The sequence below is a fragment of the Streptomyces sp. NPDC016677 genome (assembly GCF_055562815.1).
The window spans coordinates 727,360-744,233 of sequence record NZ_JBVHEO010000002.1 but is presented as its reverse complement, the minus strand read 5'-3'; the positions used below and the strand labels follow the sequence as shown (position 1 = coordinate 744,233).

The 16,874-nt window shown below is 73.4% G+C and carries 16 protein-coding genes and 1 tRNA gene; 9 read left to right on the top strand and 8 right to left on the bottom strand.

The genetic code is table 11. From position 1 onward, the window contains the following. Positions 1–46: 46 nt before the first annotated feature. Genes ACZ3IG_RS08665 through mnhG form a run of 6 tightly spaced genes read left to right on the top strand, consistent with a single transcriptional unit; the run spans position 47 to position 6,890 of the window. Positions 47–2,971 carry a Na+/H+ antiporter subunit A gene (locus ACZ3IG_RS08665; RefSeq protein ID WP_467430196.1) on the top strand — a complete coding sequence of 975 codons (2,925 nt, stop codon included), beginning with the start codon at positions 47–49 and terminating at the stop codon, positions 2,969–2,971. Then, entirely contained in the window at positions 2,968–3,882 is a 915-nt protein-coding gene (locus ACZ3IG_RS08660) for a Na(+)/H(+) antiporter subunit C (RefSeq protein ID WP_467430194.1), read from the top strand. The genes ACZ3IG_RS08665 and ACZ3IG_RS08660 overlap by 4 nt, the downstream gene beginning before the upstream one ends. Next, positions 3,879–5,573, top strand: a complete 1,695-nt coding sequence (locus ACZ3IG_RS08655) for a Na+/H+ antiporter subunit D (protein WP_467430193.1) — start codon at positions 3,879–3,881, stop codon at positions 5,571–5,573. Before ACZ3IG_RS08660 ends, ACZ3IG_RS08655 begins: the two co-directional genes overlap by 4 nt. Then, the gene (locus tag ACZ3IG_RS08650; RefSeq protein WP_467430192.1) at positions 5,570–6,175 is read left to right on the top strand and encodes a Na+/H+ antiporter subunit E; all 606 of its coding nucleotides are present in this window, start codon (positions 5,570–5,572) and stop codon (positions 6,173–6,175) included. Before ACZ3IG_RS08655 ends, ACZ3IG_RS08650 begins: the two co-directional genes overlap by 4 nt. Before the next feature lie 26 nt (positions 6,176–6,201). Next, positions 6,202–6,489: an MrpF/PhaF family protein gene (locus ACZ3IG_RS08645; protein ID WP_467430560.1), complete on the top strand. Its 288-nt coding sequence runs from the start codon at positions 6,202–6,204 to the stop codon at positions 6,487–6,489. Between the two features lie 41 nt (positions 6,490–6,530). Further along, complete coding sequence (gene mnhG, locus ACZ3IG_RS08640; protein WP_467430558.1) at positions 6,531–6,890, top strand: monovalent cation/H(+) antiporter subunit G; 360 nt, start codon at positions 6,531–6,533, stop codon at positions 6,888–6,890. A gap of 310 nt (positions 6,891–7,200) precedes the next feature. Here the strand turns inward: mnhG and ACZ3IG_RS08635 are convergent, their stop codons facing one another. The 5 genes from ACZ3IG_RS08635 to ACZ3IG_RS08615 all read right to left on the bottom strand — a co-directional run bounded on the left by ACZ3IG_RS08635 (position 7,201) and on the right by ACZ3IG_RS08615 (position 10,354). Next, the gene (locus ACZ3IG_RS08635; protein ID WP_215171454.1) at positions 7,201–7,728 is read right to left on the bottom strand and encodes an NUDIX hydrolase family protein; all 528 of its coding nucleotides are present in this window, start codon (positions 7,726–7,728) and stop codon (positions 7,201–7,203) included. A gap of 79 nt (positions 7,729–7,807) precedes the next feature. Next, positions 7,808–8,455, bottom strand: coding sequence for an HhH-GDP family DNA glycosylase (locus tag ACZ3IG_RS08630; protein WP_467430189.1), 648 nt, complete (start codon positions 8,453–8,455; stop codon positions 7,808–7,810). Between the two features lie 2 nt (positions 8,456–8,457). After that, positions 8,458–8,790, bottom strand: a complete 333-nt coding sequence (locus ACZ3IG_RS08625; RefSeq protein ID WP_467430188.1) for a DUF3140 domain-containing protein — start codon at positions 8,788–8,790, stop codon at positions 8,458–8,460. A 75-nt stretch (positions 8,791–8,865) separates the two neighbouring features. Continuing rightward, complete coding sequence (locus tag ACZ3IG_RS08620; protein WP_467430187.1) at positions 8,866–9,348, bottom strand: Dps family protein; 483 nt, start codon at positions 9,346–9,348, stop codon at positions 8,866–8,868. A 196-nt stretch (positions 9,349–9,544) separates the two neighbouring features. After that, positions 9,545–10,354 (bottom strand): alpha/beta hydrolase, encoded by an 810-nt coding sequence (locus ACZ3IG_RS08615; RefSeq protein ID WP_467430186.1) that lies wholly within the window; start codon positions 10,352–10,354, stop codon positions 9,545–9,547. A 181-nt stretch (positions 10,355–10,535) separates the two neighbouring features. Between ACZ3IG_RS08615 and ACZ3IG_RS08610 the strand changes: the two genes are divergently transcribed. Together ACZ3IG_RS08610 and ACZ3IG_RS08605 are read left to right on the top strand one after the other, a co-directional pair. Beyond that, the gene (locus ACZ3IG_RS08610) at positions 10,536–12,047 is read left to right on the top strand and encodes a long-chain-fatty-acid--CoA ligase (protein ID WP_467430185.1); all 1,512 of its coding nucleotides are present in this window, start codon (positions 10,536–10,538) and stop codon (positions 12,045–12,047) included. A gap of 49 nt (positions 12,048–12,096) precedes the next feature. Then, the gene (locus ACZ3IG_RS08605) at positions 12,097–12,873 is read left to right on the top strand and encodes a sulfite exporter TauE/SafE family protein (protein ID WP_467430183.1); all 777 of its coding nucleotides are present in this window, start codon (positions 12,097–12,099) and stop codon (positions 12,871–12,873) included. A 180-nt stretch (positions 12,874–13,053) separates the two neighbouring features. Here ACZ3IG_RS08605 and ACZ3IG_RS08600 read toward each other — a convergent pair whose 3' ends face one another. Genes ACZ3IG_RS08600 through ACZ3IG_RS08590 form a run of 3 tightly spaced genes read right to left on the bottom strand, consistent with a single transcriptional unit; the run spans position 13,054 to position 16,503 of the window. Then, entirely contained in the window at positions 13,054–15,135 is a 2,082-nt protein-coding gene (locus tag ACZ3IG_RS08600; RefSeq protein WP_467430182.1) for an MDR family MFS transporter, read from the bottom strand. A 60-nt stretch (positions 15,136–15,195) separates the two neighbouring features. Beyond that, positions 15,196–15,972 (bottom strand): precorrin-6A synthase (deacetylating), encoded by a 777-nt coding sequence (gene cobF / locus ACZ3IG_RS08595; protein ID WP_467430180.1) that lies wholly within the window; start codon positions 15,970–15,972, stop codon positions 15,196–15,198. 24 nt (positions 15,973–15,996) lie between these two features. Then, the gene (locus tag ACZ3IG_RS08590; protein WP_467430178.1) at positions 15,997–16,503 is read right to left on the bottom strand and encodes a DUF309 domain-containing protein; all 507 of its coding nucleotides are present in this window, start codon (positions 16,501–16,503) and stop codon (positions 15,997–15,999) included. Positions 16,504–16,602: 99 nt separating this feature from the next. Here ACZ3IG_RS08590 and ACZ3IG_RS08585 point away from each other — a divergent pair. Continuing rightward, positions 16,603–16,676, top strand: a tRNA-Pro gene (locus tag ACZ3IG_RS08585). The last annotated feature ends 198 nt before the right edge of the window (positions 16,677–16,874 follow it).

The following is a 16,874-nucleotide window of genomic DNA, read 5'->3' as shown; positions in this document are numbered from 1 at the left end:
CCTGTCCTCGCGCCGTCGCCGTTCCCGTCCCCGTGGGCGGACCCGTATGACCGCGCTGGTCCTGTGCCACTTCGCGCTCGCGCTGTGCGCCGCGCCGCTCGTGCGGTGGTGCGGGGCCCGTGCCTTCCTGGTACTGGCCCTGCCGCCCGCCGCCGCCACCGTCTGGGCGGTCCTGCGGTGGAGCACGGTGACCGGGGACGGCGCCGACACCACCGTACGGACCTGGCTGCCCGACTACCGCGTGGACTGGGCCCTGCGCCTGGACGCCCTCGCCACCCTCATGGTGCTGCTCGCCGCCGGCGTCGGCACCCTCGTCCTCGTCTACTGCGCCTCCTACTTCGAGGACCGCGCCCCCCAGCTCGGCCGCTTCGCGGGCAGCCTGCTCGCCTTCGCCGGGGCGATGCTCGGGCTCGTCCTCGCCGACGACCTGATCCTGCTCTACGTCTTCTGGGAACTGACGACCGTCTTCTCCTACCTGCTGATCGGCCAGACCAGCGACCACAAGCGCAACCGGCGCAGCGCGCTGCAGGCCCTCACGGTCACCACGCTCGGCGGACTGACCATGCTGGTCGGGTTCCTGCTGCTGGGTCAGGAGGCGGGCACCTTCCGGATCTCCGCGATCCTCGCCGACCCGCCGCCCGCCTCCGGCGCGCTGTCCGCGGCCGTCGTGCTGGTCCTCGTCGGCGCCCTGTCCAAGTCGGCGGTCTGGCCGTTCAGCCTGTGGCTGCCCAACGCGATGGCCGCGCCCACCCCGGTCAGCGCCTATCTGCACGCCGCCGCGATGGTCAAGGCCGGCGTCTACCTCGTCGCCCGGCTCGCCCCCGCCTTCGCGGAGGTCACGCCCTGGCGCCCGCTGCTGCTGGTCCTCGGCAGCGCCACGATGCTGCTCGGCGGCTGGCGGGCGCTGCGCCTGCACGACCTCAAACTGGTCCTCGCCCACGGCACCGTCAGCCAGCTCGGCTTCCTCACCGTCCTGGCCGGCGCGGGCCGCCACGACACCGGCCTCGCCGCCATCGCCATGATCCTCGGCCACGCCCTGTTCAAGGCTCCGCTGTTCCTGGTCACCGGCATCGTCGACCACGCCACCGGCACCCGTGACCTGCGGCGCCTGTCCGGGCTCGGGCGACGGCTGCCCGGGGTGTGCGCGGTCGCCGTCCTCGCCGGGCTGTCCATGGCCGCCGTACCGCCGCTGCTCGGCTTCGCCGCGAAGGAGGCGGCCTTCCAGACCCTGCTGGACGGGGACACCGCCGACCGGTGGGCGCTCGCCGCGACCGTCGCCGGCTCGGCGCTGACCACCGCCTACACCCTGCGCTACCTGTGGGGCGCCTTCGCCCGCAAGCCCGGCCTCCCCGACACCCGCGCCCACGCCGTCACGCCGGCCTTCCTCGCGCCGCCCGCCGTGCTCGCCCTCGCCGGACTGCTCCTCGGCCCCGGAGCCGGGTGGGTGCAAGAGGTGGCCGGCGCGTACGCGGGACAGTTCCCCGCGCCCGCGCCCGCGCACTCGTACCACCTCGCGCTCTGGCACGAAGCGGGGCTCGCCTTCCTGCTCTCCTGCGCCGCCTGGGCCGGCGGGGTCCTGCTGTTCCTCGCCGCCGCTCCCGTGGCGCGCGTCGGGGAGAAGCTGGCCTGGCGCTCCGCCGACCGGAACTTCGGCAGGCTGCTGCTCGCCCTGGAACGCGCCGCCCTGCAGTGCACCGGCTTCGTCCAGCGCGGCTCGCTGTCGGTGTACCTGGTGACGACGCTGAGCGTGGTGCTGGCCGGGCAGATCGCCGTCCTCGTCGTCGACACGCCCTGGGACGCGGCCCCCGCCCCGCGCCCGTGGGACACCCCCGCGCAGGCCGGGGTCGGGCTCATGACCTGCGCCGTCGCCCTGCTCTGCCTGGGTGTGCGGCGCCGGATGAAGGCGGTCGTGCTCGCCGGGCTGACCGGTTACGGCACCGCGCTGCTCTTCGTCCTCCAGGGCGCCCCCGACCTCGCCCTGACCCAGTTCTGCGTCGAGACCGTCTCGATGATCGTCTTCGTACTGGTGCTGCGCCGGATGCCCGTGCTCTTCAAGGAGAACTTCGTCCCGCTGCGGCGCCTGCTGCGGATGCCGGTGGCGCTGGCGGGCGGCGGCGCCGCCGCCTTCGTCGTCTGGATCATGGCCGGGCACCGCCGGGGCGGCGACTCCGCCGGCGACGCGATGGTGGAGGAGGTCGCCCATCACGGCCTCAAGGACGTCGTCGCCACCATCCTCGTGGACCTGCGGGCCTGGGACACCATGGGCGAGTCCGCCGTCCTGGCCGTCGCCGCCGTCGGCGTGACCAGCCTGATCTACCTGCACCGCCGCACCGACGGCGCCGACCAGCCCGTCCTGCCGCTGCCCGGCGACCACCCGGAGGCCGCCCTGCGCACCGACGGCAGCGTGGCCTCGGGCGCCCTCGTGGGGCTGCCCAGCGGCGACGAGAGCGCGCCGGAGAGGACCTGGCTCGCGGCCGGCGACACCCTCGCCCCCGAGCGCCGCTCCATCGTCCTCGAAGTGGTCGCCCGCCTCATCTACCACCCCATCCTCGTCCTCTCCGTCTATCTGCTGATGTGCGCGGAGAACCTGCCGGGCGGCGGCTTCGTCGCCGGTCTGGTCGCCGGGGTCGCCTTCATCACCCGCTACCTCGCGGGCGGGCGGCACGAACTCGCCGACGCCGCCCCCTTCGCGCCGGGCCTGTTCACCGGCCTCGGCCTGTTCCTGTCCACGGGCGTGGCGCTCGGCGGCCTCGTCGAGGGCACCGTGCTGCACGGCTGGACCTGGCACGGCCGGCTGCCGGTGTGGGGCGACGCCCACCTGTCCACCGCCGTGCTCTTCGACTGCGGCGTCTACCTGCTGGTCCTCGGCGTCGTCCTCGACATCGTGCGCGCCCTGGGCGCCCGCATCGACCGGCACATCGAACGCGCCGCCGCCCAGCGCGCCGCACGGCGAGGGGCGGGCCCGGCATGACCGTCAGCCTCTCCCTGCTGGTGACCGCCGCCGTCCTCAGCGCCGTCGGCGGCGTCCTGCTGCTGACCCGGTCGCTGACCCGCATCCTGCTCGGCGCCGTCGTGCTCGGCAACGGTGTCAACCTGCTGGTGCTCGCCTCCACCGGCAGCGCCGGCGAGGCCCCGCTGCTCTACCCGAACGTCATCCGCAACCGCGTCACCGACCCGCTGCCCCAGGCCATCGCGCTCACCGCCATCGTCATCACCCTCGCCACCACCGCGTTCCTGCTCTCCATGGCCTACCGCAGTCACCAGGTCACCGGCTCCGACGAGATCAGCGACGACACCGAGGACCGGCTCGTCGCGCTGCGCGCCGAGTTCCTCGACCGGCGCGGCGAACTGCGGGCGAGCTACCGCCGGGCCCGTGCCGAGCGCGGCACCACCCGCGAGCAGCGCGAACGCTACCGGGCCGCGCGCAGGCGGCTGCGGGAGCGGATGCGGGAGGAGCGGGCCTACCAGGCCCGTGCCAACGACGTCTCCGGGAACCTGTGGAACGACATCCTCGGCGCCGACCCGGAGGACTACCGCGCCGGCGCGGAACAGGGCTCCACCGACGCGGCCGGCCGCCCCGGCCCCGCCCCCGCCCGCGACGCCGGGCCCTGCAACGACCCGGACGAGTCCGGCCATGAGCCCGACGAGTCCGGCCATGAGCCCGAGGGGACCGGCCATGAGCCCGACGGGACCGGCCGGGGCTCCGACGAGGTGGGCCGTGGTTCGGACGAGTCCGGCCGCGCCCCCGATGAGACTGGCCGTGCCCCCGACGAGTCCGGCCGTGCCCCCGACGAGGACTCCCCGCGGACGCGCGACGCGCCGCCGGGGCCGCCCCGGCAGCCCGACGACCCCGGGGGCGCGGACAAGGAAGGATCGCCGTGAACGCCCTCGTCCCCCTCCCCGTGCTGCTGCCTCTGTTCGTCACCGGCCTGAAGCTGGCGATCGGACCGCGGCTCCAGCGCTTCCAGCGCCTGATCAGCCTCGCCGTCCTCGGCGTGGTCTTCGTGCTCTCCGTGACCCTGATGATCGCCGCCGACCGGCAGGGCCCGCTCCACGTCGACCTCGGCGACTTCCCCCCGCCGATCGGCATCACCCTCGTGGCCGACCGGCTGGCCGGCCTGATGCTCACCGTCTCCAGCGCCGTCACCCTGCTCGTCCACCTGTACTCACTGGGCCAGGGCATGGCCGACCGCGACGACCAGACCCCGTTCGGCGTCTTCCACCCCGCCTACCTGATCCTCGTCGCCGGCGTCTCCTGCACCTTCCTCGCGGGCGACCTCGTCAACCTCTACGTCGGCTTCGAGATCATGCTCGTGGCCAGCTTCGTGCTGCTCACCATCGGCGGCACCGCCACCCGCGTCCGGGCCGGCTCCACGTACGTGATCATCTCCCTCTTCTCCTCACTGCTGTTCCTCGTCGGCATCGCCATGACCTACGCGGTCGCCGGCACCGTCAACTTCGCGCAGCTCGCCGGACGCCTCCAGGAGGTCCCGATCGGGGTCCGCACCCTGCTGGAGGCCATGCTGCTGACCGTCTTCGCCATCAAGGCGGCGGTCTTCCCGCTCGCCGCCTGGCTGCCCGACTCCTACCCGACCGCGCCCGCGCCGGTCACCGCCGTCTTCGCGGGCCTGCTCACCAAGGTCGGCGTGTACTCGATGCTGCGCACCCAGACCCTGCTCTTCCCCGGGCACCGCCTCGGCGACCTGCTCATGCTGGCCGCGCTCGCCTCCATGGCCATCGGCGTCCTCGGCGCGGTCGCCCAGACCGACCTCAAACGCGTCCTGTCCTTCACCCTCATCAGCCACATCGGCTACATGGTCTTCGGCATCGGCCTCGCCGGGCGCGACTCGCTCAGCGGCGCCATCGTCTACGTCGCCCACCACATCACCGTGCAGACCACGCTGTTCCTCGTCGCCGGGCTCATCGAGCGGCGGGCCGGCAGCACCGAACTCACCCGCCTCGGCGGCCTCGCCAAGTCGGCGCCGCTGCTGGCCGTGCTGTTCTTCGTGCCGGCCATGAACCTCGCGGGCATCCCGCCGCTGTCCGGGTTCATCGGCAAGGTCGGCCTGATGCGGGCGGGCGTCGCGGACGGCGGCGGCTGGTCCTGGCTGCTGGTCGCAGGGTCCGCCGCCACCAGCCTGCTCACCCTCTACGTGATGGCCAAGGTGTGGAACCTGGCCTTCTGGCGGGACGCCCCGCCCGGCTTCGCGCAGGAGGGTGTCGTCCTGGAGTCGGCGGAGGACGACGAGGACACGGAGGAGGACGAGGAGGAGGACGGGGAGAGGCCTCGGCGCAGACGGGGCAGACAGGGGAGGGGCAGGGCCGGAGCCGGAGCCGGTTCCGGGGCCCGGCGGCACGTCCCCGCCGGGGCCGTGGTCCCCGCGAGCTTCCTGGGGCAGTCCATCACCACCACCAAGCACCTGCCGTGGCCCATGGTCGTCGCCACCTGCGCCGCCGTCACCCTCGGCCTGCTCTACACCGTGCTCGGCGGCCCCCTGACCACCTTCACCGACCAGGCCGCCGCCGAACTCCTCGCCCGCACCCCCTACATCGAGGCGGTGCTCGGCCGATGAGCGATCTCTTCCGGCACCGCTCCCCGTACAGCTGGTCCCTGCGCGTCGGCACCGGCCGGCGCGTGCTCGACCTGCCGCTGATCGCCTGGCTCACCGTCATCTGGACGCTGCTGTGGGGCACCCTGTCCTGGGCCAACCTCGTCAACGGCGTCCTCGTCGCGGTCGCTGTCTGCCTCGCCTTCCCGCTGCCCGCCGTCGACCTCGGGCTGCGCCTGCGCCCGCTGGGCATCCTCCGGCTCGGCGCCTTCCTGGTCCACGACATGTTCTCCTCCAGCCTCCGGGTCACCCGCCAGATCTTCGCCGAGGACCCGTACCACGCGGCGGTCGTCGCCGTGCCGCTGCGCGGCCGCAGCGACCTGATGCTCACCGCCACCGCCGTCGCCGTCTCCAACGTCCCCGGCGGCTCCATCATCGAGGTGCGGCGCGCGACCGCCACCCTGTTCGTCCACGTCCTGGACGCCGACGACCCCGGCGCGATCGAGAGCACCAGGCGGCAGGTGTGGCGCATGGAGGAACTCGTCGCCCGCGCCTTCGGCACCGCCGGGGACATCGCCCTCGTCGCCCGGCCCGTCCCGGCACCGGAAGGGGACCAGTCGCCGTGAACACCCTGCACGCCGTCGAGGAGGGCATGCTCGTCGCCTCGGTCGTGATGATCCTGGTCGCGGGCGCCCTGCTGCTGTTCCGCATCTGGCGGGGACCCTCGATGCTGGACCGGGCGGTCGCCCTGGACGTGGCCGCCGCGCTGATCATCGCCGGCATCGGCGCCAAGGCCGCCCGCGACGGCGACGCCTTCTACTTCCCCGTCATGCTGGTCCTGGCCTTCCTCGGTTTCACCGGCTCGGTGGGCATCGCCCGGTTCATCGCCGTGCGCGACCGGCCCACCGTCCGGCCGGACGGCACGGAGGACCACCGGTGAACGCCGCACACGCCGCACACGCCGTACACGCCGTGAACGCCGTGAACCCCTGGGCCGAGGCCGCCGACCTCGTCGGTGCGTTCCTGCTGCTGCTCGGCTGCTTCCAGAGCCTGCTCGGCGTGATCGGCATGCTGCGCTTCCCCGACGTGCTCTCCCGCAGCCACGCCGCGACCAAGCCGCAGACCCTCGGCCTGCTGCTGGTCCTGGTCGGCGTGGCGCTGCGGCTGCGCAACGGCATCGACCTGGGCACCCTGGCGCTGATCGCGTTCTTCCAGTTCCTGACCGGCCCCGTCGCCTCGCACCTGGTGGCCCGCTCCGCCTACCGCACCGGACAGACCGGCAGCCGGGGCCTGCTCCGCGACGACCTGGACCCCCAGCTCAGCCACGAGGACGGCGACTAGCTCACGACCAGCGTCGTGCACCGTCCGGGCGCCCTCCTCGGTGCTGGTCACCAGCACCGAGGAGGGCGCCCGGACGGCCGGTTCGGCGTACGCGCGAGCAGTCCGCGCTTCTCCCCGCTTGGCCGGCGTCTCGCCGGCCCCCGCCGACGGCAGGCCCAGGCGTTCGGCGAGCCGACGGGCGATGACCGGCCGGCCGGCGTGCCGCGGCGGCACGAGCGCCTGGTCGAGCAGCCCGACCGCGTGTTCGAGCGCGGCCACGACCTCCGTCGGCGAGGCGTCGGCTCCCGGCCGCCGGGCCGCCCGCCGAGCGTCAGGCCACGCAGCCCACATGCGCCAGCGCCTGCTTCAGCAGGACGCCGTGACCGCCGGGCATCTCGCTCTGCACCGCCGGTGACAGCGCCTCCTGCGGGCTGAACCAGACCAGGTCCAGCGCGTCCTGCCGGGGCCGGCAGTCGCCGGTCACCGGCACGACGTAGGCGAGGGACACCGCGTGCTGCCGCGGGTCGTGGTACGGGGTGACGCCCTGGGTCGGGAAGTACTCGGCCACCGTGAACGGCTGGAGCGAGGCCGGGACCCGGGGCAGCGCCACCGGGCCGAGATCCTTCTCCAGGTGCCGCAGCAGGGCGTCGCGCACCCGCTCGTGGTGCAGTACCCGGCCCGAGACCAGGGTCCGGCTGACCGTGCCGTCGGGGCCGATGCGCAGCAGCAGGCCGACGCTGGTGACTTCGCCGCTGTCGTCGACCCGCACGGGCACGGCCTCGACGTACAGGATGGGCATGCGGGCGCGCGCCGATTCGAGCTCGTCGGTCGTCAGCCAGCCCGGCGTGGTTTCGGTCATGTCAGACATCGCTTGATCATACTTTCAGCGCCCGCCGCCGGGGAGTGCGTCACGCCGAGAGCTTGCCCGGCGCACGTCGTCACCCGGCCCGCTCCCGGACGTCCTGGGCCACCTTCTTGTCCACCGACACCCGCACCAGCGCGGCGGCGAGCACCGCCGGGTCCGTCCGGCCGGCGGCGGCCAGCAGGCGGCCGGGGTCCCCGGGCAGCCCCAGGCGTTCCGCGCCCCGCAGCGCCTTGCGGTCCAGGTACGGCGCGGCCTCCGGCCAGACCCGCTGGACCTCGCGCAGGAAGATGTCGGCGCCGGTCGGCCCGACCCCGGTGAACTCCTGGAGCAGCCGGCGCAGCGCGGACACGTCGCCGTCCGCCTCGCTCCGGAGCCGGCGCAGGTCACCGCCCCAGCGGTCGCCGAGCAGCTCGGCCTCCTCGCCGAGCTGGGTGGCGGTGCGTTCGTCGTAACGCCGGTAGCCGCCCCGGCCCAGCGCGTCCACCCGTTCCTGCCAGGTGGCCTCCGCCATCCGGCGGGGGTCCCGCAGCCCCGCCTCGCGCAGGGCGCGTGCGGTGGCCACGGCGACCGAGCCGCGGATGCGGGCGCTGAGCAGATGGGCCAGCACCAGCAGGTGGTACAGCGGCTGCGGGGTGTCCTTCAGCCGGATGCCCGCCTCCTCGGCGTACGTCCCCCCGTGCGCGCCGACGAGTTCGCGTACGACGCGCGCGTCGCGGTCCACGGCTACCCCTTGAGCGGGTCGTGGCCCAGGGTCATCAGCCGGTGCCGGCGCTCGGTGTCCTCGGCCGCGGGCTCGTTCTCCACGTCCGTCTGCTCGGTGACCGTGTCCACCACCGCCCGCATCACGCCCAGGTCGTCCTCGGTGAGGTCGGTACGGCGTTTCTGGAGGATGGCGAGGACGTGCTGCCCGGTGGGCGAGCCCGCCTGGTCCGGCAGCGGCTCGGTCGTCTCGTCGGCGTCGCTGACCCGCAGCCAGGCGGACAGCTCGGCGGAGGTCATGTTGACCACGCGGTGGAAGTCCTCCCACAGCGCGTCGAGTTCCAGGGCGTCGGCCATGAGGTGCCCCTTCTTCGTGGTGCGTACGTGCGTGTGTGCGGTGAGACGAGGAGAGGTGACGGCGGGCCGCGCCGGTCAGTCCTCCTTCGGCCAGTTCTCGGCGTCGAACATCCAGCGCTGCTTCTCCAGCTCGGCGGTGACGGAGATCAGCAGGTCCTGGGTGACCGGGTCCGGCTCGTCGGTGGCCTTGATCCGCTCCCGGAGCCGGACGATGGCCGCCTCCAGCGTCTCGGTCATCAGCGCGACGGCGTCCTCGTCCCGGACCCAGCCGTCCTTCGGGGACGGCAGCGTGAACGCGGACGCGATCGTCTCCGGACGCCCGTCGGCCGGCATCCCGAGGGCGGCCGAGCGCTCGGCGACGGTGTCCGCGTACTCCCGGGCCGTCGAGACGACCTCGTCGAGCTGGAGGTGGATCGAACGGAACCGGGGTCCCACGATGTTCCAGTGCACCTGCTTCCCGATCAGGGAGAGCCCGAGAAGATCCACGAGCGTGCTCTGCAACGCCTCCCAGGTGACCTGGCGGGCCGACTCCGGAATCGTGCTCTTCACGACAGTCATACGGTGCTGCTCCTCGTGGCGTCGATGGTGTGGCCGGGAGCGTGCCGGGCGCCGGACGGCGGTGCTCGCCGGGTCCGGGCGCGGCCCCGCTCGGGGAGAGGTACGGTGCGACGTCCTCCCCGGCGGAGCCCTGCGGCTCCACCGCTCCCTGGACACCCGTGTGCCCCGGCGGTACCTGCGCAAACAACCGGACGGGTCAGCGGGCGAGCACGCCGTCCAGGAAGGCGGTCAGGTCCGCGAACACCTCGGCGCGGTGGGTCTCCAGGAACACCTCGTGCCGGGCGCCCGGATAGATCCGTTCCGTCAGCTCCCCGCCGGACAGCCGCTCGACGCCGGGACGGCTGCCGGACAGCGGCACCAGCCGGTCGTCGTCGCCGTGCAGCCACAGCAGCGGGAGCCGGCCGGCGGTGCCGCCGTCGGCGACGGTGTCCAGCGTCCGTACGAACGCCTCCACCGTCGGCCGCTTCATCGGGCCGTGCCACACCAGCGGGTCCGCCGCGTACGCCGCCCCGACCGCCGGGTCCCGGGAGAGCGCCGCCGGGCTGATCGGCGTGTCGGGGATCTCGTCCAGGGCGAGCAGCCGGCGGGGCAGCTCCCAGTCGCCGATCACCGGCCCGGACAGCACCAGCGCGGTCAGGTCCTCCGGGTGACGCTGGGCGTAGCGGGCGGCGATCAGGCCGCCCATGGAGTGCCCGACCAGCACGGCCGGCAGACCCGGGTGGGCGGTCCGGGCCAGCTCCGCCACGGCGCGCACATCGGTGACGACGTCCTCGAAGTCCTCGATCAGCACCCGCTCGCCGTCCGACCTCCCGTGCCCGAGGTGATCGGGCCCGTACACGGCCGCGCCGTGCGCGCTCAGCACGCCGGCGACCTCCTCGTAGCGGCCGAGGTGCTCGCCGTACCCGTGCACCAGCAGCGCCACGTACCGGGGGCGCGCGGCGGGCCACTCGTGGACGGCGATCCGTCCCCGGGTTCCGGTCAGGGTGTGCTCACGGGCCTGGGGCATCGGTCCTCCGGCTGCGTCGGTGAAGGGTCCGGGAGGGATCTTCCCAGGGAGCGGCCGGGCGGTCTATAGTCCAAAACTAGCAGTGCTAATTAACGGTCGCCGTGGACCGGACCCGACCTCACCCCGCTCGTACGGCCCGTTCCCGACCCTGCAGAGCCGCAAGGAAACGGAGCAACAACCCATGGCAACCCTCTCCGTCGCCGCGATCCTCGCCGAGAACGCCCGGCGCCGCCCGCACAAGGAGGCCCTGGTCGAAGGCGACCTGCGGCTCTCCTTCGCCGAGATGTGGCAGCGCGCCCTCGCCCGTGCCGGGGCACTCGCGGGGCTCGGCGTCCGCCCGGGGGACCGCGTCGCGCTGATGGCGCCCAACACCGCCGAGTTCCCGCAGGCGTACTACGCGATCGCCGCGGCCGGCGGTGTGGTCGTCCCGGTCCACCTGCTGCTGTCGGCCGAGGAGGTCGAGCACGTCCTCACCGACAGCGGCGCCACCCTGCTGCTGTGCCACCCGGCGCAGGCGGAGACGGGCACGGCGGCGGCCCGCGCGGCCGGGGTGCGGGTCGTCATCCTCGGCGCGGAGTTCACCGAGCTGGCCGCCGGCGCCGAGCCGCTCACCTCGTACGTCACCCGCGAGGCCGACGACCCCGCCGTCGTCTTCTACACCAGCGGCACCACCGGCGTCCCCAAGGGTGCCGTGCTCAGCCACTTCAACCTGGTGATGAACGCCACCGTCAATGCCTTCGACGCCAACGACATCCGGCCCGACGACATCGCGCTCGGCGCGCTGCCGCTCTTCCACGCCTTCGGGCAGACCGTCTCCATGAACTCCGTCTGGCGGGCCGGGGCGACCCTGGTGCTGCTGCCGAGGTTCGACGCGGCGCGCGCGATCGAGCTGATGGTGCGGGAGAAGGTCGACACCTTCCACGGGGTGCCCACCATGTTCGTCGCCCTCGCCGCCGCGGCGGCGAGGGCCGAGACGCTGCCCGCCCTGCGGGTGTGCGTCTCGGGCGGCGCCTCGCTGCCGGTCGCCGTGCTGGAGCGGTTCGAGGCGGCGTTCGGCGCCAGGATCTACGAGGGGTACGGGCTGTCGGAGACCTCCCCGGCGGCGGCCGTCAACCAGCCGGTGTTCGGCGCCCGGCCCGGCACCATCGGCCACCCCCTGTGGGGCGTCGACGTGGAGATCGCCCGCGCCGAGACGGAGGGACGGATCGAGCTGCTGCCGCCCGGCGAACTCGGCGAGGTCGTCATCCGCGGCCACAACGTCTTCTCCGGCTACCTCGGCCGCCCCGAGGCCACCGCCGAGGCACTGGTCGACGGCTGGTTCCGCACCGGCGACCTGGGCACCAAGGACGACGAGGGTTTCCTGCGCATCGTCGACCGCAAGAAGGACGTCATCATCCGCGGCGGCTACAACGTCTACCCGCGCGAGGTCGAGGAGGTCCTCGTCCGCCACCCCGGCGTCGCGCAGGTCGCCGTCATCGGACTCCCGGACGACCTGCACGGCGAGGAGGTGTGCGCCGTGGTCGTGCCCGTGCCCGGCGCGAGCCCGGACGCCGCCGGCATCACCGAGTGGTCCAAGGAGCACCTCGGCCGGCACAAGTACCCGCGCCGCGTGGAGTTCACGGACACGCTGCCGCTCGGCCCCAGCATGAAGGTGCTCAAGCGCGAACTGAGGGTGCGGTACGCCGCCGGTTAGCTGTGCGTGCCACCCTTCCGGGCGGCTGCGCATACCATCTGTCCTCGTAATGGACATGATGACGCACTGGCACCTCACCGGCTGGGAGTTCGCGGCGCTCGCCCTCGCGGCCCTGCTCGTCGGGTTCTCCAAGACGGCCGTGAGCGGCGCCAACACCGTCAGCCTCGCGATCTTCGCGGCGCTGCTGCCCGCCCGCGCCTCCACCGGCGTCCTGCTGCCGGTGCTGATCGCCGGGGACGTGCTGGCCGTGCTCACCTACCGGCGGCACGCGCACTGGCCCACGCTGTGGCGGCTGTTCCCGGCGGTCGGCGCGGGGGTGGTCGCCGGCACCCTCTTCCTGATGCGGGCCGGCGACGGGGCGGTACGGACGTCGATCGGCGTCATCCTGCTGGTGATGGCCGCGGTGACGGTGTGGCGGCGGCGGACGGCCGGTCAGCGGGAGCGGCCGCAGGAGGGCACCGCGACCCGGGCCGGCCGGCTCAAGGCCCGCTCGTACGGTGTGCTGGGCGGCTTCACCACCATGGTCGCCAACGCGGGCGGCCCGGTGATGTCGATGTACCTGCTCTCCGCGGGATTCCGGAAGCTGGGCTTCCTCGGCACCTCCGCCTTCTTCTTCCTGATCGTCAACGTCTCCAAACTGCCGTTCAGCGTGGGGCTCGGCCTGATCGACGGGTACTCGCTGCTGCTCGACGCCGCGCTCGTCGTGTTCGTGGTGCCCGGCGCGCTGCTCGGCAAGTGGGCGGTGAACCGGATCAACCAGAAACTCTTCGAGCGGCTCGTCATCGCGGCGACGGTCCTCGGCGGCCTGCAACTGCTGCTGCGCTAGGGCGCGCTTGGACCAGGCCGCGGGGAGGGTGCGGTGCCCGGTCGATGCCGGCCGGCGGGGTCTGGTGCGTGCGGCTGCAAGGCGGGGGAGGGAGTCGAGGACCGGCGACGACGCCGCAGATGGGCGTGCCAGACCACGCGTCCGCGGCGTGATCCGCACGACAGGCCCTGGACCCGGAGGTCAGCGGCCCGCCGTCGCGCCGGCCGGCCGCCGTACCCGCTGCGGCAGCCCGCTGCTCAGGTCCTCCACCAGCAGCCGCTTGGCGATCGCGTCGACCGCCGCCCGGATCTCGGCGTCACCGGGACGGCCGATGTCCCCCGCCACCCGGTCCTCCAGCCACGTCGTCCAGGCCCGCGCGATCACCGCGGCCTCACGGGCGCCCGCCCCGGTGTGCGAGAGCAGCGAGCCGTCGCGGGTCAGATACCCCTCGTCCACCATCCGGTCGAACACCGGCAGCAGCACCTCCGGCGGCACCCGGTGACGCGTGGCGATCAGACCGAGACTGGCGTGCCCGACCAGCCGTGTGAACAGTTCGACCTGCATCACCGCCCACGCGCCCGCGACGTCCAGCCGGGTGTCGCTGTCCGCGATGATGCGGCGCGCGGTGTCCAGCCGGGTACCGCCGATGATCTTCCCCACGGACGCTTCGAGGACCCGCCGGGAGTCGGTGTCGTTCGGTGAGGCGAAGCCCTCGCCCATGTCGGTCGACCCGGCCCGCGCGCTGTCACGCAACCGCACCTGTCTGAGGAACAGGGCGACGACGAAGCCGAGGCCCGCGACCGGCACCGTCCACAGGAAGACGGTCTGGATGGTGTCCGCGTAGGCGCCGATGATCGGCGAGGCCGCCTCGGACGGCAGCCCGTGCACCCCCTCCGGGCTGGTCGCCGCCCGGCTGATCGTGGCCGGATCGGCTGCCCCGGTCGCCGCCGCGGAGGCGATCCCGTCCCGCAGGTTGGGGGTGAGGGAGTTGGCGTAGATCGTGCCGAAGACGGCGGTGCCGAAGGAGGAGCCGAGCGTACGGAAGAAGGTCACGCCCGAGGTGGCGGTGCCCAGTTCGGCGTACTCGACGGTGTTCTGCACGGCGATGACCAGCACCTGCATGCACAGCCCGATGCCGGCGCCGAGCACGAACATGTACAGCGACTCCAGCGCCGCGCCGGTGTCCGGGCCCATCAGGGACATCAGGTACAGGCCGAGCGCCATCACCAGGGCACCGGCGATCGGGAACAGCCGGTACCGCCCCGTCCGGCTGACCACGGTGCCGCTGAGGATGGAGAAGGCGAGCAGCCCGATCACCATCGGCAGCGTCCGCACCCCCGAGACCGTGGCCGAGTCGCCGTCGACGTACTGGAGGTAACTCGGCAGGTACGTCATCGCCCCGAGCATGGCGAAGCCGACGATGAAGCTGAGGACCGAGCAGACCGTGAACACCGGGTTGGCGAACAGCCGCATGGGCAGCATCGGCTCGGCCGCCCGGCTCTCCGCCCAGCAGAACAGGGCGAGCGCCGCCACCCCGCCCGCGAACAGCCCGATGATCACCGGGGAGCCCCAGGCGTACTGGTTGCCGCCCCAGCTGGTGGCCAGGATCAGCGCGCTCGCGCCGATCGCGACCAGCGCGATGCCCAGATAGTCGATGACCGGCCGGAGCGCCGACCTCACCACCGGAATGGTGCGGGCGGCGGCGAGCACGACCACGACCGCGATGGGGACGTTGACGTAGAACGCCCACCGCCAGGACAGATGGTCGGTGAACAGCCCGCCGAGCAGCGGCCCGACGACGGTGGCCACGCCGAACACGGCCCCGATGGCGCCCTGGTACTTGCCGCGCTCGCGCAGCGGGATCACGTCGGCGATCAGCGCCATCGCGGTCACCATCAGCCCGCCCGCGCCCACCCCCTGCATCGCCCGCCAGACGATCAGCAGGGTCATGTTCGTGGCCAGACCGCACAGGAACGAACCCACGATGAACACGACCGCCGAGACCTGAAAGACGATCTTGCGTCCGAACAGGTCGCCGAACTTGCCGACCAGCACCGTCGCCACGGTTTCGGCGAGCAGATAGGAGGTGACCACCCAGGACATGTGCTCGGCCCCGCCGAGGTCCGAGACGATCGTCGGCAGGGCGGTGCCGACGATCGTCTGGTCCAGGGCCGCGAGCAGCATGCCCAGCACGATCGTGACGAAGACGACGTTGCGCCGCCGCGGGTCCAGTACCGGCGGCTGGGCGGCGGCGGTCCGCGGGCTCTCCTCGGCGACGGTCACACGGCCACGATCACATCGCCGGCCCGGCCGCGCACGCGAACCCGGTCCGGCCGGGTGCCCCTACCTGCCGCCGGGGGCGCGGCGCAGCAGATACGTGTCCATGATCCAGCCCTTGCGCTCCCGGGCCTCGGCGCGCAGCCGCTCGATCCGCGGCGCCGCCTCGGCGACCGGACCGGAGTCGAGGATCTCGTCGGGCGTGCCGAGATAGGCACCCCAGTAGATGTGGACGTCCTGGCCGGCACAGGCCCGGAAGGCCTGCCGGGCGTCCAGCATCACCACCACGTCGTCCACCCCGTCGGGGAAGCCCTCCTCGGCCAGCCGCCGCCCGGTGGTGATCTGCACCGGCCGGGCGACCCGGTTCAGCCCGGTGCGGTGCCGGGCGGCCAGCGCCGAGACACTGCTGATCCCCGGGACGACCTCGTAGCCGAACTCCACCGACCCCCGCTCCAGCACCTCCTCCAGGATGCCCAGCGTGCTGTCGTACAGCGCGGGGTCGCCCCACACCAGGAACGCGCCGGTCTCGTCCTCGCCCAGTTCCTCGGCGATCAGCCGCTCGTAGACGTCGGCGCGGGCGGCGCGCCAGTCCTCGACGGCGGGGGAGTAGGCGCTGCCGCCCGCCGCCCGGTCCCGTTCCGGATCCCGCGCCTCGACGACGCGGTACGTCCCCCGCGGCACATGCGCCTGGAGCATGTCGTGGCGCAGCCGCGTGAGGTCGGCCTTCACCTCGCCCTTGTCCAGGACGAAGAACACGTCGGTGCCCCGCATCGCCCGCACCGCCTGGAGGGTGAGCTGCTCGGGGTCGCCCGCGCCGATACCGATGACATGGATCTTCCGCACGCCCCGAGTCTGCCGTACGCCCGTTCAGCCGCGCAGCCGGGGTGCGCGTGCCGCCGCGTCCACGGGTGTGCCGCCACGCTCCACGTCCCCGGCCAGTTGCCGCGCCCACCCGGCGACCGAGGCGAGGTCGATCCCGTACGGCCGCCGCCGCGAGGTCCCGGCCGCCCACACCTCGACGGCACCGGCGCCGCGCCGCAGCAGCCGGGGCCCGCCCGTGACGTTGCCGCGGGCCGCGTGCGTCAGCCCCACCGCGAGCTGCGCCAGGCCCCGCCACAGCTCCCGGTCCTCCTCCGGACCCGACTTCCAGGCGTCCTCGAACACCTCGTGCGCGTGGAACGGCTTCCCCTCGTCCAGCAGCCGCTGTGCCTCCACGACCGTCTCCTCGGGCGCCCGCACCACGCCCTCGGGCTGCCGGGGCACCCCGTCCGCGCCGTACGGCAGGGGCCTGCCGAGCCCGTCCCTCGGCCGGGCGTTGCGCGCCCTGCCCTCGTCGTCGCGGTCCCGGCCCCGGTCGGCGGATGCGCTGTCCATGCGCCGATTGTGCCGCGCCGGTGCCGTTTCCGGGGCACCCCGGGGGGTGCGGTAAGGTATTGACCGCGTGATCGCACGGAACGCCGTGCGCGACCGCATCGGGACGTGGCGCAGCTTGGTAGCGCACTTGACTGGGGGTCAAGGGGTCGCAGGTTCAAATCCTGTCGTCCCGACTGGAGACAGTCGCAGGTCAGGGCCGGTTTCGGAGAGATCCGAAACCGGCCCTTGATCATTCCCGGGGACCAGTGGGGACCAGCGGCGGATCTGGCGTCCTTGACCGGGTCAGCGGGTCGAAGTGAATACCAGGTCAGGCCGGTGTGCCGGTGGTCCGGAGCGGACGGTGGCCGGACCTCTCATCAGCGTCTCCGACG

What these genes read in the sequence shown, in the direction of transcription:
- ACZ3IG_RS08665 (WP_467430196.1), top strand. Translation starts at nt 47, where the DNA reads ATGACCGCGCTGGTCCTGTGCCACTTCGCGCTCGCGCTGTGCGCCGCG.
- ACZ3IG_RS08660 (WP_467430194.1), top strand. Translation starts at nt 2,968, where the DNA reads ATGACCGTCAGCCTCTCCCTGCTGGTGACCGCCGCCGTCCTCAGCGCC.
- ACZ3IG_RS08650 (WP_467430192.1), top strand. Translation starts at nt 5,570, where the DNA reads ATGAGCGATCTCTTCCGGCACCGCTCCCCGTACAGCTGGTCCCTGCGC.
- ACZ3IG_RS08645 (WP_467430560.1), top strand. Translation starts at nt 6,202, where the DNA reads ATGCTCGTCGCCTCGGTCGTGATGATCCTGGTCGCGGGCGCCCTGCTG.
- ACZ3IG_RS08635 (WP_215171454.1), bottom strand. Translation starts at nt 7,728, where the DNA reads ATGACCGAAACCACGCCGGGCTGGCTGACGACCGACGAGCTCGAATCG.
- ACZ3IG_RS08625 (WP_467430188.1), bottom strand. Translation starts at nt 8,790, where the DNA reads ATGGCCGACGCCCTGGAACTCGACGCGCTGTGGGAGGACTTCCACCGC.
- ACZ3IG_RS08620 (WP_467430187.1), bottom strand. Translation starts at nt 9,348, where the DNA reads ATGACTGTCGTGAAGAGCACGATTCCGGAGTCGGCCCGCCAGGTCACC.
- ACZ3IG_RS08615 (WP_467430186.1), bottom strand. Translation starts at nt 10,354, where the DNA reads ATGCCCCAGGCCCGTGAGCACACCCTGACCGGAACCCGGGGACGGATC.
- ACZ3IG_RS08610 (WP_467430185.1), top strand. Translation starts at nt 10,536, where the DNA reads ATGGCAACCCTCTCCGTCGCCGCGATCCTCGCCGAGAACGCCCGGCGC.
- ACZ3IG_RS08605 (WP_467430183.1), top strand. Translation starts at nt 12,097, where the DNA reads ATGGACATGATGACGCACTGGCACCTCACCGGCTGGGAGTTCGCGGCG.
- ACZ3IG_RS08590 (WP_467430178.1), bottom strand. Translation starts at nt 16,503, where the DNA reads ATGGACAGCGCATCCGCCGACCGGGGCCGGGACCGCGACGACGAGGGC.